The 16,430-nt window shown below is 47.2% G+C and carries 15 protein-coding genes and 1 pseudogene; 1 reads left to right on the forward strand and 15 read right to left on the reverse strand.

Annotated features, from left to right (window positions below; all coding sequences use genetic code 11):
* The 11 genes from ABL924_RS14975 to ABL924_RS15025 all read right to left on the reverse strand — a co-directional run.
* The coding region (locus tag ABL924_RS14975; protein ID WP_349027904.1) for a lyase family protein at positions 1 to 1,074 on the reverse strand (1,074 nt) is incomplete at its 3' end.
* 11 nt (positions 1,075 to 1,085) lie between these two features.
* Entirely contained in the window at positions 1,086 to 2,678 is a 1,593-nt protein-coding gene (locus ABL924_RS14980) for a GMC family oxidoreductase N-terminal domain-containing protein (RefSeq protein WP_349027905.1), read from the reverse strand.
* The gene (gene argH, locus ABL924_RS14985) at positions 2,666 to 4,204 is read right to left on the reverse strand and encodes an argininosuccinate lyase (RefSeq protein ID WP_349027906.1); all 1,539 of its coding nucleotides are present in this window, start codon (positions 4,202 to 4,204) and stop codon (positions 2,666 to 2,668) included. Before argH ends, ABL924_RS14980 begins: the two co-directional genes overlap by 13 nt.
* A complete protein-coding gene (locus ABL924_RS14990; RefSeq protein ID WP_349027907.1) occupies positions 4,201 to 5,085 on the reverse strand; it encodes a phosphosulfolactate synthase in 885 nt (294 codons plus the stop codon). The genes argH and ABL924_RS14990 overlap by 4 nt, the downstream gene beginning before the upstream one ends.
* Positions 5,078 to 5,995 carry a hypothetical protein gene (locus ABL924_RS14995; RefSeq protein WP_349027908.1) on the reverse strand — a complete coding sequence of 306 codons (918 nt, stop codon included), beginning with the start codon at positions 5,993 to 5,995 and terminating at the stop codon, positions 5,078 to 5,080. The genes ABL924_RS14990 and ABL924_RS14995 overlap by 8 nt, the downstream gene beginning before the upstream one ends.
* Positions 5,996 to 6,889, reverse strand: a complete 894-nt coding sequence (locus ABL924_RS15000) for a CoA transferase (RefSeq protein WP_349027909.1) — start codon at positions 6,887 to 6,889, stop codon at positions 5,996 to 5,998. It lies immediately after the preceding gene.
* Positions 6,855 to 7,775, reverse strand: a complete 921-nt coding sequence (locus tag ABL924_RS15005) for a CoA-transferase (RefSeq protein WP_349027910.1) — start codon at positions 7,773 to 7,775, stop codon at positions 6,855 to 6,857. Before ABL924_RS15005 ends, ABL924_RS15000 begins: the two co-directional genes overlap by 35 nt.
* A gap of 11 nt (positions 7,776 to 7,786) precedes the next feature.
* Entirely contained in the window at positions 7,787 to 8,557 is a 771-nt protein-coding gene (locus ABL924_RS15010; RefSeq protein ID WP_349027911.1) for an SDR family NAD(P)-dependent oxidoreductase, read from the reverse strand.
* 21 nt (positions 8,558 to 8,578) lie between these two features.
* Entirely contained in the window at positions 8,579 to 10,132 is a 1,554-nt protein-coding gene (locus tag ABL924_RS15015) for an FAD-dependent oxidoreductase (RefSeq protein ID WP_349027912.1), read from the reverse strand.
* Between the two features lie 108 nt (positions 10,133 to 10,240).
* Positions 10,241 to 11,344 carry a cobalamin-independent methionine synthase II family protein gene (locus ABL924_RS15020; RefSeq protein WP_349027913.1) on the reverse strand — a complete coding sequence of 368 codons (1,104 nt, stop codon included), beginning with the start codon at positions 11,342 to 11,344 and terminating at the stop codon, positions 10,241 to 10,243.
* 419 nt (positions 11,345 to 11,763) lie between these two features.
* Positions 11,764 to 13,179: an aldehyde dehydrogenase family protein gene (locus ABL924_RS15025; RefSeq protein WP_349027914.1), complete on the reverse strand. Its 1,416-nt coding sequence runs from the start codon at positions 13,177 to 13,179 to the stop codon at positions 11,764 to 11,766.
* A 512-nt stretch (positions 13,180 to 13,691) separates the two neighbouring features.
* On the opposite strand from ABL924_RS15025, the pseudogene ABL924_RS15030 reads away from it, so the two are divergent.
* Positions 13,692 to 14,609, forward strand: a pseudogene (locus ABL924_RS15030) (IS1595 family transposase).
* Here the strand turns inward: ABL924_RS15030 and ABL924_RS15035 are convergent.
* The 4 genes from ABL924_RS15035 to ABL924_RS15050 form a co-directional block, all read right to left on the reverse strand.
* Positions 14,557 to 15,213 (reverse strand): site-specific integrase, encoded by a 657-nt coding sequence (locus tag ABL924_RS15035; RefSeq protein WP_349027915.1) that lies wholly within the window; start codon positions 15,211 to 15,213, stop codon positions 14,557 to 14,559. The pseudogene ABL924_RS15030 and the gene ABL924_RS15035 sit on opposite strands and share 53 nt — an antisense overlap.
* 11 nt (positions 15,214 to 15,224) lie before the next feature.
* Complete coding sequence (locus tag ABL924_RS15040) at positions 15,225 to 15,536, reverse strand: hypothetical protein (RefSeq protein ID WP_349027916.1); 312 nt, start codon at positions 15,534 to 15,536, stop codon at positions 15,225 to 15,227.
* 36 nt (positions 15,537 to 15,572) lie between these two features.
* Positions 15,573 to 15,761: a hypothetical protein gene (locus tag ABL924_RS15045; protein WP_349027917.1), complete on the reverse strand. Its 189-nt coding sequence runs from the start codon at positions 15,759 to 15,761 to the stop codon at positions 15,573 to 15,575.
* 304 nt (positions 15,762 to 16,065) lie between these two features.
* Positions 16,066 to 16,430, reverse strand: a 365-nt coding sequence (locus ABL924_RS15050) for a DMT family protein (protein WP_349027918.1), incomplete at its 5' end; no start/stop codon positions are given.

The raw sequence follows: 16,430 nt of genomic DNA on the forward strand, positions 1-16,430 counted from the left end.
ATTAACCTGCAAGTCTTTGAGTAGCGACTTGAGCAATGCCAGTGATTTGCCGGTAGCCAAGGTTGCATCTGGGATAATCAGCCACTCCCCCTTCCATGAGCGACCGTCGCGTTCATGGCCATGCACCAGATTCTCAGCCATGTGCGCGGCATGATGCCTGACTACCCTTGATAAAGTGCCAAGATGTTCGGAAATTTCCGGGTTGCGTTTTTGCGGCATGGTAATGCTGCCGACTGCTCTGCACACAAAACCTTCGCTCAACTCACCAATCTCAGGTCGTTGCAAGTTGACGATTTCTTGGCCGATCCGGTCACCAGTTGACGTAATCATCGCCAACACATTCAACCATTCGGCATAACGGTCTCGGCTGCTAGTCCAAGAAACAGCGGGCGTTTCCAAGCCTAAGCGCTGCATAAAAGTCTTTTGTAATGCTAATGCTTGCGGCCCGAAGGAAGATAGGCTTCCGACACCGCCGCTAAGTTGTCCCACGCTTAGGCGGGGTTTAATCTCAAGCAAACGCTGGTGATGACGTCCGAGTTCGTCCAACCAAGTTGCGGCTTTAAAACCGAATGTAATCGGCAACCCTGGTTGGGCGTGGGTGCGTCCGCACATGACAGTGTATCTGTGCTGACGAGCTAGATCAATCAGGATTTGTTGAATTGCAGTGAGTTGTTCTAAAAAGTGTTGATGCACTTTTAATAAAGTACGCACCGTATGGGTATCGGTTATATCCTGGACGGTTGCCCCGTAACAAAGCCATTCTCCACCAATAATGCCGCAATTTTTTTTGACGGCATTAATCAATCCCATCAATGAATGATTGGTAAGGAGAAAGCCTTCGCCCACTTCTTTTAAGAAGGCTTCGTCGATTACAATGCCTTGGTAAGCCGCTTTAATTTCTATTGCAGCTTGCTCCGGGATCAAGTCAAACTCGGCTTGTACTTGCGCGAGTATAGCCATGACTTCAAGCCAGCCTAAGACCCTGTTTTGTTCGGCAAATAAAGGACGCAGTTCATCATCAGCCCAGGAAGAACCGTAAATAGTCGAATCGCTGATATGGACTGAGTTAAGCATTATCTGATTGGTTACAGACATCCACGGATCAAGTCCGCCGCTTTTTCTGCGATCATAATTGTCGGCGCGTTGGTGTTACCGCTGACAATAGTAGGCATGACAGAGGCATCTACCACCCGTAAGCCGCTAACACCATTTACCCTCAAAGTCGGATCGACTACCGCTGTTGCATCAACTCCCATCCGGCAGGTCGTTGTCGGATGCCAAGTAGTCGATGCCGTGCGCCTTACAAAGTCTGCCAAACCGTCATCATCGCGTGTATTGATTCCTGGGGATAATTCATTGCCCCTGATATCGTCAAATGCCTGTGCGTAAAGAATTTTGAGATTCCATCGCACACCTGCTACCAAACAACGAAGGTCGTCAGGATCACTGAAATAACCCGGATTAATGCGGGGACGATCCAATGGATCGGCGGATGACAAGGTAACTTCACCACGGCTAGCGGGCCTGTTAACGTAAGCCGTTAGCGCAATACCGTGACGAGTAACTTGACCCGCCTCAGGGTATTCAGGTGTTAAGTTGCCAAACAAAAACAATTGCAAATCAGGATACGCCACGTTGGGATCACTTTTAACAAAAGCCCCTGTTTCCAGGAAATTTGAAGCCAAAGGACCTGTTTTGTTGGATTCATAATCGTTTGCAGCGGCAATTTTGTCGTTATTAGGTAATGGTGAAAAAGTTAAAGGCTGAGTCAATTCGCAGCGTACACGGGCGTGAATATGGTCTTGCAGATTTTTGCCGACTTCCGGCAAATCTACCCGCACATGAATGCCTAATTTTTCAAGTTCCAAAGCAGGACCCAAACCCGACAACATCAATAATTGCGGAGACCGGAAAGCCCCTGCAGACAAAATGACCTCGCAAGCGGCAAAAGCTCGTTCTACGTCACCTAAGTGAAGATACTGAACACCAATAACACGATGATTATCGAATAGTAGTTGGGTGGTTTGGGCATTGTTGATTACAGTCAAATTGGGGCGAAGCCGCGCCGGGTGCAAATAAGCCTTGGCAGCGCTGCATCGGACACCCTTAGCAATTGTCCTTTGCAACTGACCGCAACCATACTGTCGTTCGCCATTGAAATCAGGATTAAAAGTTATACCCATTTCCTGGGCGGCGGCTAGATAACACTGGGTAACCGGCGATAGTTGCGGATGGCTTGAGACGACCAAAGGCCCTGATTGACCATGATAGCGATCATTAAAGGCTTGGTTGGTTTCAGATTTGATGAAATAAGGCAGGACGTCCTCATAACTCCATCCTGTGTTACCCAAGCCTGCCCAGTGATCGTAATCAGCCCGGTTGCCGCGGATATAAATCATATAATTGATGGAACTGGAGCCACCCAATGCTTTCCCTTGCGGTATATAAATACGACGGCCATTCATACAAGGCTGCGGCACCGTACGGTCGCTCCAGTCGTAGAGGCTGTCCTGCAACTGGGAAAATAAGCCGGGCGTTTGAATGGCAGGGTCGTTGTCTTCACAACCGGCTTCAAGCAATAAAACACGGCAGTTTGGATCCTCGCTCAGCCGGTTGGCAAGCACACAACCGGCTGAGCCGGCACCGACGATAATATAGTCAAAGCCTAATCTGGACATGGCTTATTTTGGCCGACTTCTTTCATGGCGCGTTCCAATATTGATTTTTGTTTACAGGCAAAATAAACTATGCTGGACTGATTGTTATCATGATGGTCTGCCAATTTTTGGCGGCATTCGGCAATCATATTATTCATGCTGCCAATTGCGGTGCCGCCGGGTTCTGTTCGTGCCTGGATAGCTATTGTGACATCTAGGGCAGACTTAAGCTGTTGTTCAGTCAGCGTAATAGAATAGCCGAATACCCTTTCAGCACACTGCACTAAAGTCTTAAGCTCGAGTTCCAATATGCTTTTCCCTTGGTGCTCGTTTGCCAGGAAAGCTACCAATTGATGCGCCCTTCTAAAATCCAGTCCGCATTCCACTACCAATGCCTCAGCCAGATCGGTGGACATGACCCAACCGGAAGCCACTAAAGCCCTGCCTCTCTCGGCATTGAAGGTCATATCTTCCAGCACTTCTGTCATCAAAGACATAGTATTATTGACGGTTTGCATCGCATCAGGCAATTCCCCATAAATCAACAAACGATTATCTGGTTGACCTGAAGGCGTCCTGGCCGATACCGTGACTGTAGTCATCAGGCCGATCATTTTATTGGCTACGCCACGAATATGCGTCAACGCAAAAGGATTCTTTTTGTGCGGCATGATTTTACTGGCGCGAGCGTGGTGGTCATTCAATTCCACAAGTCCAAACTCCTGGGTGCTATAAACCTGCAAATCTTCTGCCAATCGGCTGAGATTGATACTGCACGTCGTCAGAATTGAAGCGGCTTCTATGAATAAATCCGCTTGCCACATTGCATCACGCGCATGAGGAACTACGCCGTTAAAGCCTAATAAAGCCGCTAATGGCTGCCTACCTTGTAATAACCTTGAACCATTGGTGCTACCGCAGCCCATTGGACTAAGATTAAGTCGTGCCAAAAAAGCCTCTAGCCGTTCCAAATCACGTAGCAATGGGTAAGCGAAACCCAATAAATAATGTCCGAAGGTCGTTGGTTGGGCTGCTTGCAGGTAAGTGTAATCCGGCATGATGGACAATGAGTGCTGTCCAGCTTTACTGACTAGGGTCGTCGATACTCCGATTAGGGTTTCGATGAACGCCACCAGTGTTTGCCGCAGTACCAGAATAAACGCGGTCGTCGTCGCTTCCCTGCGGGCACGGCCTGCACCCAACCAACCCACAGTTTCTGTACGCTCTGCTAGCCAGGCTTCACGGTTGGTATAGATATCTCCTCTGTCCGGAGTCATTACGAACGAAGGCGGTTTGGTTTGCAAAGCCAATAATTGTGCCAGCAAAAGATGGCCTTGGGATTTCGGGATAGTGCCCAGTTCTATGGCGACCAAGGTATGGGCAATATCAACCAGCCCTATCGCCTCAAATAATTGCACCTGATGGCTTAATTCATCAGTAAACGCAGACTTGACCATCCTGTCCGACGGCGGGCTTTTTAGCCTTGTGCCAATTTCCAGGATTTTTTCCTGTAATGAAACTGGCTGACGGACATCGTTACCCGTCATGACGCTGTGCCATTCGGAGTCATTGGCGGATTAATCGCACCATTACTTTCTACTTCGTTGGGATCCCAGGAACCTTCCCGTAATAGCTTGCCCGTGACGCGATTCAGGGTTTCAAAACGCAAGCCGTTACGTAGCGCTTCGACTGCAAGAACTTGGTCTATCGGGATATTGCCCAACCCGGCATTCGCACCAAATTTTTCGATGAAAAAAGCCTGTTGGGACTTAAGCGGTGCCTCCCATATCAATGAATCGGATTTATCGCCAATCATTCCGATAATGACATCGACCTCAAATTCGTCAACATTACCCAACTCATCGAACACGCCTACGCTATGACCGCTCTCGCGTCCCTCGATAATAACCCAGGCTGCGCCCCATTCCAGGTCTTCTAAAACTTCATCGGCCATTTGTTCTGGGGTAGGTTGTCTTTTCGGGTCTTTTTTGCCGACTTCAGTGATCGGAATCAGTCCAGCATTTAAGGCACATTCGATAATCCGTTTGCGTCTAAATCTCGGAATAGGCAGGGTTCCGTCAGAAATTTCAACGGCTGTAAACCCTAAGGCTTTGGCATGGGTCATATACACCCGGCAATGCTGGGTGAGCAACGCCACTTCCAGCATTGTCCCTCCAGGAAAAGTGAGAATATTGTGTGCAGCCAATGTATGCAGTTTTTCTTGTAGCAAGCTCTTGTCCATAAAAGCGGATGTGCCAAAGCCGAATTTCCAGTGATCGATATAGTTGGCACACGCTTGCAGGATACTTTGGGTTTCATGCAACCCTAAGCCGACATCCATTACCATCGTGCAGCCACTTTTGCGAGGTTTAATCTCTCGTAAATCTCGCTGGTTTTTTATGATATTTTCCCACGCAAGCTCAGACATGTCTTAAATTCTCGACAAATAATTGACGTAAAGCCTTTTCAATCATGGCCAAATCTGTTCCCCACGGCACGGTTACGGTGTTACCTTCTTGTTCAAAGTCATATTCCAATAAGCAACACTTCAAAATGGTCGCTTTTTTGTCCGACTTTAGCAGTTTACGTGGACACATTTCCACACGGGGTGGTTCATCTCCGTAGTAATGGCGGTGAAATTGTAAGCTGCGTTCACATCCCAACAATGTCCAATTTTGGCGTTGTTTGGGACGCTCATCAAGAAAATAAACCGGTGCGCTCAAATCATTAAGCCCACCAGAGCGACATGGCACCAAATAAGCTTCCGGTGTTACCGTTCCGGCAAGATTACGCAGGTCGATTGTTTCCAATTCTAAGGCGATAGGCGGTAAATCGGCATAACTGAGTACCTGTTCAACCACGTGATACAGTTTGGGCGGTTCGGGCGGAATGACTTCGATTACCCGTAACACGAAAGGGTTGGGGTGGTGGATTATATTGACATGGTCAAATGCACCAACCACGATTGCCGTCTGTTGCGATGAAACATGATATTCTAAGGCTGTCTTGCCTAAGGCACTGCGGTTACCCGGATCGGTTTCAGGATCGTCGATAAAAACGCAGTCATCCGGTAAAGCCAATACTTCGACTTTTTCAACAGCAGTGAATAAAGTCTCCGAACGGGCGCGTTGCACGGCAACTACGGCATATTCTTGGCGGTTATTGTGCAAAATAATAATGTCAGTGCGCCGATAAACTTCCCTCGAATGTATGTAATGCTCGATGGCTTCGGCATCCATTGCGCCATCGTAAGGCTGGAAACTGACACAACGATACGGTAAAGGCACAAAGTTTTGCCGCTGTTTTAAATCACCGACTTGAAGAATTGCCCCGTTCATTCAGAAAGCCCTTTTCAGTTCAAAAGTTCGCACTCGATCGTCCTGGCTGAGTTCGCGTTCATGAATTTTAAGCGGATCAAGCTGGCGAATAAATTCAATCATCTCAGGCTCAGGCAAAGCGGCTGTTAGCAGATTATCGGCAACTGGAAATTCAAATTCCGTACTTTCGCTTACTAACTCAATACTGGTGTCTGGATAGACAAAACGAAGTTCCGCATGGCCTTCGGCATTGAAGCCAAAAATACCTAAATCGGTGACAATGCAATCCGGGCCACGGCCATGATAAGGCATACTGGAACGCAGCAAACCATCTGCTGTGCGATGTCCCACACTGGTGACAAAATCGCAACGGTTAACCAAACGGTAACGGCGGCGGCCTAAGTCATCTGCATGGGTGCGATGCGCCGCTGTCCAGATGGTAATATGGCCTACGTCGCAAGACAAATTGCAACCTCCGCCACCTCCGGGTAGTTTTAACGTAAGCCGCTCTTCGTTTCCCAAATGAGTGACATTCATGTTACCCCAGCGATCAATTTGCAAGCCCGACAAAAACATTCGGCCTAGCCGTCCACTCGAAGCAAGGTCAAATAATTCTTCAATCGACAAATGACATTCGGCATCACGGTTCATCGCAAAATCGTTAGTCGTTGGCGTTAAAAATGCTGGGGTCGGATTGATGCCATAGGTCGCGCCGGCTACCAACACCAAATTAGGCGCATGGTTGCGTTTCGCCAAGTGCAAAGCTAACTGCACCAAGGGCGATCCAAAACCGTGAAAAGCCAATACCCCATCCTCTATCGACAGTGCGATTTGATAAATCATCAATTCGCCGAGCGTACAGCTTTTTATTTTTGCCGCCTTATTCATAAAGCTGCATCCACTGATCGATGCCATCTTTCCATTGCTCAAGGCGGATAAGCTTTTTTTGACCACCAATCAAATTTAAATAACTGGCGTGGTCTTTACAATCATAAACAAACGGATTGAGGTAATTGTCACGGAAGTTATCGGTGCCGTTTTTTGCTGCCTGGTAGTAGAGCTTCGTATGTTCCCTGTCGTAAGCATAACGAGGGTAGCAGGATGTCGGGTGGGCACCGTAGGGCACTTCGCAAAGGGCGGTGACATAAAAATAAGGAATCGTTACGCCTTTGTTTGCCAGTTCATGATGAGGGATTAAAGCTTCAACCGTAGCGATGACTTTTTTAGCTGCCTTGGCAAAAAATATGTCGGCTACTAGCGGCCCTTCAATATGCAAATTGCCATGCTCGTCGGCATAGTGGGCATGGATAAGGGCGACATCGGGTTTGAGCGCAGGCACCAATACCAGCTGCTCGCCGGTAAATGGGCAAGCCATCGTTTTAAACTCTGGATGCAGCTTTAGGAAATCCGTCCCTTGTACCGAACGGATCGGCATGAAAGGCAATCCCTGGATCGCTGCCCTAAGTTGCTGGACTAAGGTATAACAGCAGTTATCTTCGACTTTGACGGCACCTGTTTCACAGGCTCGACGGTAGTTGATCGCCATGCCAAAATCCTGCTCAAAGCCGACATACGATTCTGCACTGGTGGCAACACTCCCTGCACCACATAAAAGGTCAACATCAATGCCATGTGCCGAACCGACAAGTTTAAGGTCTTTAATATTTTGTCGAATCAACTCCCTTAAAGCCGCCATCGGTTCGCGCCAGGACAACCCACCGCCAATAGCCAAACAATCGCCGCTTTGTATGTGCGCGACGAGTCGAGTTAATGGACATCGTTTATCGGCTTGTGTATACATGTTTTTTGGCCTTAAATAGCTGTCATAGCGCCGTCTACAGTAAATGCCGAGCCGCAGACGAAACTGGCTTCATCAGATGCTAAAAATAACACTGCCGCGACAATTTCTTCGGACTTACCGAACCGCCCTATCGGATATTTACTTAACCGTCTCTTCATCATCTCTTCAGACTCGTCAGTTGCGAGAATTTGTCGTCCCATGTCAGTATTGTCAATCATGCCTGGACAAATGCAGTTGACGCGTATGCCTAACTTTGAATAATCAACCGCCATTTGTTTAGTCAAACCAATGACAGCGGCTTTGGAAGCACAATAAGCCGCCATATTGGGAATCCCTACCATACCAGCCACTGAGCCAAAGTTAATGATGGTTCCGCCATGTTGTTTCATCGCTGGCAATGCGGATTTCGAACACAAGTAGGTGCCATTTATGTTAACTGCCATGACCTTATTCCAAACCTCGGGTTCCGTAGTTTCCACAGTACCAAAATCGGCAATACCGGCATTGTTAATCAAAATATCGAGTGTTCCGGCAAAATCTGCAATTAGCCTGGAAAAGGTATCAGCAACTTCGTTAGGATCGGAGATGTCAAGTTGATACGCTTTGACAACTATGCCATCGGCACGGAGATTTTGGGCGGCATCTGATAATGCAGCCTCGTTAATATCCAAAATAGCAAGTGAAGCACCTTCCATGCCCAAACGTCTGGCGATGTCATACCCCATGCCGGTAGCGCCACCAGTGATGACTGTCTGTTTCCCTTGAAATCGATGGCTTATCATCGTGTTGATTAATTAATAGGTTTACATGTCATTAAAATGAGGATCACCCGCACGTAATCGACATAATTGGATGAAATAACTGGGGCTGATAAATAATTCGTCCATATCAGCCAAATCGTCTATCGTTAGTCCTTTTTTTACCAGGTAATTGAGGTATTGAAACCCATCTTTTGCACCATAGCCAATATGAAAAGCCCCTAAAACTTTACGGTTATCACCATCGATAATAAGCTTTTGAAAACCGGACATGCGCGGCTTTGCCATTAAATACAGCATCATCCGATCGCCTGCTGGCAAGCCAACATCTAACCCATTTGGGTTATCCGGGGGCAATTTCATGACTTTTACGTTGGCATGTCGCTGACGCGCTTCCTCTTCGCTCAATCCCAACCAACAAACCTCGTAGTGCGTATGCATAAAATCAGGGTAATCAACCGCTTTATATTCAGTGGTTTGTCCCATGATGTTTTTAGCAGCACACACGCCTTCTTTCCTGGCTTTAAACATTTCCATTGGCGGCCCGGTGACATCTCCGACGGCGTAAATATGGGGTAATGAGGTTTCCATGTGACGGTTGACTTTAATGAAACCTTTTTCCCCAGTTTCCAAAGCCAATTTTTGGGCAATAATTTCGGAATTGGCCTGTTCGCCCAATCCCATAAACACAAAATCGGTATCAATAGTTATTATGCTATCTGAAGTTTTAATGGAAACCGACTTCACCTTGCCTTGCGCATTTCCCTTTATCTCCATCACTTCGGCATTTTCCAAAAACTCCATGCCCTGTTCTTCCATCATAAGGATGGCATAGGCACGGGATTCAGCATCTTTAAGCATGGGCATTATTTGATGCCTTGCTACCACAAGCGTACGCCGACCTGTGCTATTAAAAAAACAACCGTATTCAATCGCTGATTTCCCCCCGCCAATCACGACGATAGTATTACCCGGTTCATAATCCAACTTTTCTACCAAGGTTTGGGAGTTGAATACGCCTTTTAAATTAGCACCGGAAATATCTGGCAAGACGGGCTTGGCGCCTAAGGCTAAAACAAGATTTTTTGCGTGAAACTCGCGGTTGCCAACTTGAATAGTGTGGGAATCGATAATTGTGGGTTCTGTATTGAGTGCAAACTCCAACCCCAGTTGCTCTTTAGTTTGGTAGTTCATCACGGCATGGGGGCCTGTCCTACCAGTTCGAAAGAGCTCAACAATGTTCTTTATGGAAACAATTTTGTCGTTGAGCTTTTGAAACCAGAGCTTACCGGAAAAGGTGCGCTCCAGCATCAATTGTGCCGCGCAGTCTGAAAACAGATGGTGAGGTACACAGGCTTGATGGGGGCAAGAACCCCCAAGAAAAGGCCAGCGATCTATAATAAGCACTCGACCGCCAAGAGCTCGCAAATAAGCCGCCCCAAAACGTCCGGCAGCACCACCACCCAGAAATATAGCATCGAATTCGCGGATATCTTTGGGGTTTATGTTGAAAATAGGTGCACTATCGCCGGACTCCAGTGTCTCGACGATTACATCTTGCCATTTTCCGATGCTATAACAGTCTCCCCAAACATCCATTGGTAGCCGCCCAGTCTTAATGTTTAAATAATGTCGTCACTTTGTAAACTAGCTAACGATCTTGTTGGCTTGGTGCTATCCCAAGCCAATTTAAGATTCAGCACTCATTTATTTCGCTAGTTCATTACGGACTATTTTTGCCCCCTCGACTAAAGCATGAAGTTTGTCTTGACAAATATAACGTTGCAGCAAAATGAGTCCGCAGTCAGTCGTAACACCCAACTGTTCAGCCGGAACTACCGTGAGTAATTGGCGAATTTTTGCTGCAACTTGTTCGGCGGTTTCTGTGACCGTGCTTTTAACATCGATAACCCCTGCCCAGAACATCATGTTCTTGGGGATTGGATGTTGTTTCAGTATTTCAAGGCCTGATTGATCAAAAGAGATACGGCCTATGCCTTCGATGTTGAACACATCAATTTTGGCCTCAAAAGATTTTGGCACCACGGATGAGGTGGGATTTGGTGCTTTAGCGTCTTGGGCACGTTTGGTTAAATCAAACACCTCCCCGCTACCTGCGGTATTATCAGGATAATAAGCCGGTGTACCGCCCCAATTGCCCCAACAGATGTGACAAACAATCTTGGCGTGTTTAACGCCTGCTACCGCACGGTTGAACGCTTCGATTGCCCAATCTTCATAAAAATAAGGCCAAGTGAATTCGTCAAGCTGGATATATTCCACACCCAATTCGTCAACGGCTAAAATATCTTCGTTGATAGCAGCAGCAATGGCTAATGCGCGGTCGCGGCTGTTGGAGTAATGTAAGTCATTGGTACATTGCGCCAATACTTGGATGCCCGTGTATTGGACTTTGACAGGTTTGTTAGTCGCCCGTTTGAGGGCACGGGCTTGTTCAACCATGATTTGCCCCCGGCGTTTGATTTCCTGAGTGACCGTGGCAGAATGTAACCGGCTATAGATTGGAAAGCCAAGATGGCTTCCCGATAAATCATAGCCTAACCGATTGAAATAATAATAAAGTGCGGCATCGGCATAGTTGTCACCATGAAGTCGACCATCCGCGATAATATCCAAGCCAGCATTAACTTGGTCGGTAGCAATAGCCGCCGTTGCATCCTCCAAGGCCTCCCGCCACATGGCGTCCGGTGGCTGTCGATCTCCCTTGAAATGTCTTGCAAAATCAGCATCCCACCATCGTGGGTTAGGATAATTGCCTACCATACTTGTCGGAATCAAAACCGTATTCATTTTGCACCTCTCTTATAGTTATTTTATGGTGGTTCTCCCTGATTTATTTATTCTCCAATTTATGCAGCTATCAAATGTTCGACACCTCTTTTGGTAAATTTTTTATTTTATATTCATCTACTTATGATTTATAAGCCTGATTTAATTATGGTTTTTATTAAAAATTATTTCTACTCATGCCCCCACAACAGGGGCATCCAGCGGCATGTTCATTCTCCAGTGGATGAATGTTTTCATATACATGAATCGGCTTCGCGTCATGACTGCCGCATCGGGAACAGACCCACTCTTTGGGTGCCTGTGTATTGGCCATTACCAAACCTTTGAATTGATGATTACACTTAGGGCATTGGAGTTCATAAATAGGCATTAGTTTCTCTAATGATTAGCATAAAAACGCATTCGAATACACGATAGGGTCATAAACTCCCATATTTCTGCCAATGTTTTTCAAAAAGAACAGCCTCATCAAGCGGCCTGGGTTTGATAGGCCGTGAAACCCAAGTCAGGTTAACCATGTGACGGGCATTGACATTTTCGGTCGTAATATTTCCTCCCCAAGTTCCACAACTAAGACTTAGTGTATAAGGCAAACCGTTTCGTGGGCTGCCTGCACCTTCATTCAAACTCTGGTTGACCATTACCCTTGCGGTCTTGGTTTGCATTGCCAAAGCCATCGCATGCTCGTCATTAGTTGTATGGATGCCGCACGTGTGACCCTGACCCTGATACTCCGTAATTGCGTTTACTTGGCTTATGGCATTGTTAATGTCGCCTACATATTTATAAAGTGTTAACACTGGCGACAATTTTTCCCCTGAAAAAGGATGCTCAGGGCCAGCTCCATTTTCCCCCACGATCAAACAGCTACAATCTTCAGGTACATCGAAACCAGCCAATTTTGCGATAAGGGATGGTGATTTTGCGATTACATCAACGCTCGGAATATGGTTTTCAGGTGTAGGCCACATCAGTTGTTGTAATTTGGCCTTTTCATCCGAGTTACAAAAATAAGCGCCCAATTTTTGCAGGCGTTCGGTTAAATCATCATAAATCGACTCTTGAGCAACAACCGAATTATCGGCCAGACAGCTGGTCGCGTAATCAAATTTCTTGGCTATGACAATCGTATTGGCTGCATCGTCCAGATCGGCGGTTTCATCAACCACATGGACTGAATTGCCGACCCCAACACCATAAGCCGGTGTACCGGAACTGTAAGCGGCTTTCACCATCGCGGCACCACCCGTTGCAACAATCAAGTCCGCTTGCTGCATCAACTGTTGGGTTTTCAGAAGTGACGGTTTTTCAATGACCTGCACCAAATCGGCGGGGGCACCAACCTGCTCACAAGCTTCGCGCATGATCTTCACGGTCAGTTCAGTCGTAAGTTGCGTCCGAGGATGGGCGGCTACGATAATTGCATTGCGACCTTTTAAGGCCAGCAGTGTTTTTAGGGGCGGTGTCGCGTCAGGGCCTGTCGTGGGAATCAACGCTGCGACGACACCGACAGGTTTGGCGATTTTAATCAGGCCTTTTTCAGGAATTTCCTCAACGATACCGACCGTTTTCACTGCCTGCATATCACGTAAGGTTCCCATGCAGCGGTTACGAATCTTGCTCACCTTATCGTTATAATTGCCAAAACCGCCCTCATCAACCGCCAATTTCGCCAATTCTTTTGCCCGTTCTTCCCTAACAATAGCCCAACAAACCGCCGTCACCAATTCGTCAACTTGGTCTTGAGTGTAATTGGCGATCTTTTCCTGGGCAGTACGGGCTTTTTGGATATAAACCGCTATTTCATTAACCTCTGGTTGAGTATTTGCATTCATGGAAATTCCAATGATTTTGTAATGATCTGCATGAATTAAAGCTACATCTTGTTGCAACTTACGTCAAGCGGCTTATGCTTTAGATGCAATAATAATTTCTTATATTAAATCAATCAGTTATATTTATTTTTCTCCAAACTGTACCGTTTTTGTCAGTCATTCAGTTAAAGTAACTATGTCCACCTCTTCTTGTCATGTACATTGATTTGCCTATCATTGATAGTCAACAACAATTCTGCCATAAAAGCCAAGCCAAAATTGCATAGTTCCTGGAATTGTTAAGCATCGTCATGAGTGATTCGGTCAGGTTTGAATCAGGAGTTATTTTAGCGCAGGTAAACAGAGAGCCCTTAAAATGAGGGTCTGTCATTCCCTATCTTAAAGTCAGCTTTCGGAAACCTCGAAGAGCTGGAGTTGGCCGTTTGGAGCAATTCGATTTATTTTTTAAAGCGGACGCTCACAACTGCTGCGGAATATGATTGGATTATATACGAAGATATTTATACAACACCATGATTATAAAGGGTTTAAAAAATTACGAGGGTTTGGGCTTAGAACCCCAATATAGAACCGAAGCCCAATGCGAAGAGGCTTTCATACAAACGCGTTGGTCGGAGGGGTTTAGATGCCCTGGGTGTGGCCCTGGGAGCCATTGTATCCTGCATGCTAAAGGTCGCGCAGAACATTCCAATGCAATGCCTGTCACCGTCAAACGTCCCTGATTGCCGGGACATTATTCCAGGGAACGAACCTGCCCTTGACCACCTGGTTTCTGGCGATTTATTTGGTCAGCCAAGCCAAAACTGGTTTATCGGCCTTGGCATTGAAGCGGTATTTGGGCGTGAGTTACCCCAGCGCGTGGCTCATCCACCATAAGCTGATACCCGCAGGGCACAAGTGCACGCGATGGCGGAGCGGGAAGACCATTACCTCCTTCAACTAGACGATGCCTATCTGTACCCACAGGGCATAAAGGCGGCGAACGCAGCGGTGGCAAAGCGGGTCGCGGATCGGAAAACAAGGTTCCATTTGTAGCCGCTGTCTCGGTGGATGACGAAGGCCATCCGGGCCGTGTCAAACTGACGCCAGTGTCCGGCTTTACCAGCGGGGCAATAGAAATGTGGTCGAAAAGCCACCTGCAAGCAGGTTGCACAGTACATTCCGACGGGCTGGCTTGCTTTGGTGTCGTCAGTGCTGCCGGATGCCGGCATATTCCGCTCGTCGTGGGCGGCCGCAAACCCAAGGAATTACCCGAGTTCCGTTGGGTCAATACGATGCTGGACAATGTCAAGACCAGTCTGAGTGGAGCTTATCATGCCTTTGCTTTCAGCAAATACGCACATCGGTATCTGGCCGGAATTGCCTATCGCTTTCAGCTCAAAACCCTGCCCGGACGACTAAAAGTTGCAAGGCGTGTTTGCGCTCATTAAAAAAATCATGTTTGCCATACTTCTTCGCCATCCCGGAAAGCTTGCGGTTCAGGCATCGTTCGCTGATAAATTCGTCAATCCCTAATTCCTGCAATCGGCTTTTTGCCGTACGTCGCAGGTCATAGACGGTGAAGCCGTCAATGCCCTGCGCCCGTTTCAATGCCATATTGATTGTTGCGTGGCTGATATGTTCGTTCCGTCCTCCCCTTGCAGGGAGCAGGTGTTCGCTATCGCCTGACAGCCAGAAAAGTTCCTTGAGTGCTTCGACCGCTTGTTTTGGCAAAGGAATGTCTACAGCCGCCTTGGTTTTGGTGCGGTCTTTTGGCAACGCCCATTCGCCAGCGTCAAGGTTGAATTCGGCCTTTTTGGACTGTGCAAGTTCGTTTTTACGTACCCCAAGCATCAACAGCAATTGAACAGTGAGATAGTTTTCGCGCCCGAAGTCCTTATCCCCGCGCATCGCCGCAAACAGCCTAACCAATTCATCACGGCTAAGGTTGCGGTCTCTGCCCTCACTTTCGCCGCCAGCATAACTTTTATCGAGCCATTGCGCGGGGTTGTGCTGGATTATGTGCTGTGCCACCGCATAGCCAAAAATACGCAAGGCCGCAGCCCTCAACGCATTTGTACTGGACGGGTAGCCACACGGGTTAAATCCTTCTGATACATGGCGTTGATGTCCTTGCCTGTCACATCCTCGACGTTCATTTTCCCCAATACCGACACTAACCGATTGGTGTGGCCTAGTGGGTGCTGCGGGTTTTTGACTTTAGTGAGTACCCGCTCCTTGTAATATCTGTCGGCAAGGGTAGCCACGGCTATCCGGTTCATTTCGGCTTCCCGCTTGGCTATGTCGTCCCGCTTCCGCGTTTGCTTTTCTTGCCACGTCATGCCCCCAACGCAACCAAGGCATTGAGCCGCTTGCATTCACGCGCCGCTTCCGCCAGGGTCAAATCCTTGTGGCTACCGATGAACATTTGCCGTTGCTTGCCCGCCAGCCGGTACCTGTACCTGTACCTGTACCGCCATTTGGGCGGCTGCCATTGATTCACGGTAGACAAGGTATAAGCCGTTGCCGCACGACTTGTTTTCAAAGCGGTTATCGGGATCGCTAAGCCAGCCCTTGACTGTCAAATCTGTTATTTTCGCCATACCCCCCGTTTTGTTTCTATTTTCGCGCAACCTTTATGTGAACCAACTAAAACCGATAAACCGCCAATAGCAACAATCGTTTATGTCTTATCATTGACTGCTAACGTGAACCATTGAAGCGTTCAAAAAACAGTAATTTATTGGTTTTAAACAAAAATTCAGAACCATGAAATTTTGGTTCACGTCTTGGTTCACTCTTATTATGCGCTTGAGTGGAACGCTTGCAACAGGATTAAAAAAAACCTTAATTAACAGTGCTTTGCTGTATCATCTGATTGCGCTTTGGATTGACTGAAACGCCGTTTTATATTTTTTCCCTAAACATAAAATATACCGCCAAAAACAGGCATAAACCTGCCCATAAAAAATCTAATTTTAGCGGCTCACGCAAATAAAACAGCGAAAACGGCACAAAAATTGACAAGGTGATGGCTTCTTGGATGATTTTTAATTGCCCGACGCTGAGAACGGTATAGCCGATACGATTGGCAGGTATCATCAACAGATATTCAAACAATGCGATGCCCCAACTCACCAGCGCGGCAATCCACCACGGCTTGGTGTTCAGCACTTTCAAATGCGCGTACCACGCGAAGGTCATAAAAACATTACTGCACAGCAACAGGCCGATATTGATTAAAATGGGGTGGTTCATTACGTTTTTAATGA

Source organism: Methyloglobulus sp. (assembly GCF_040079455.1).
GTDB lineage: Bacteria > Pseudomonadota > Gammaproteobacteria > Methylococcales > Methylomonadaceae > Methyloglobulus.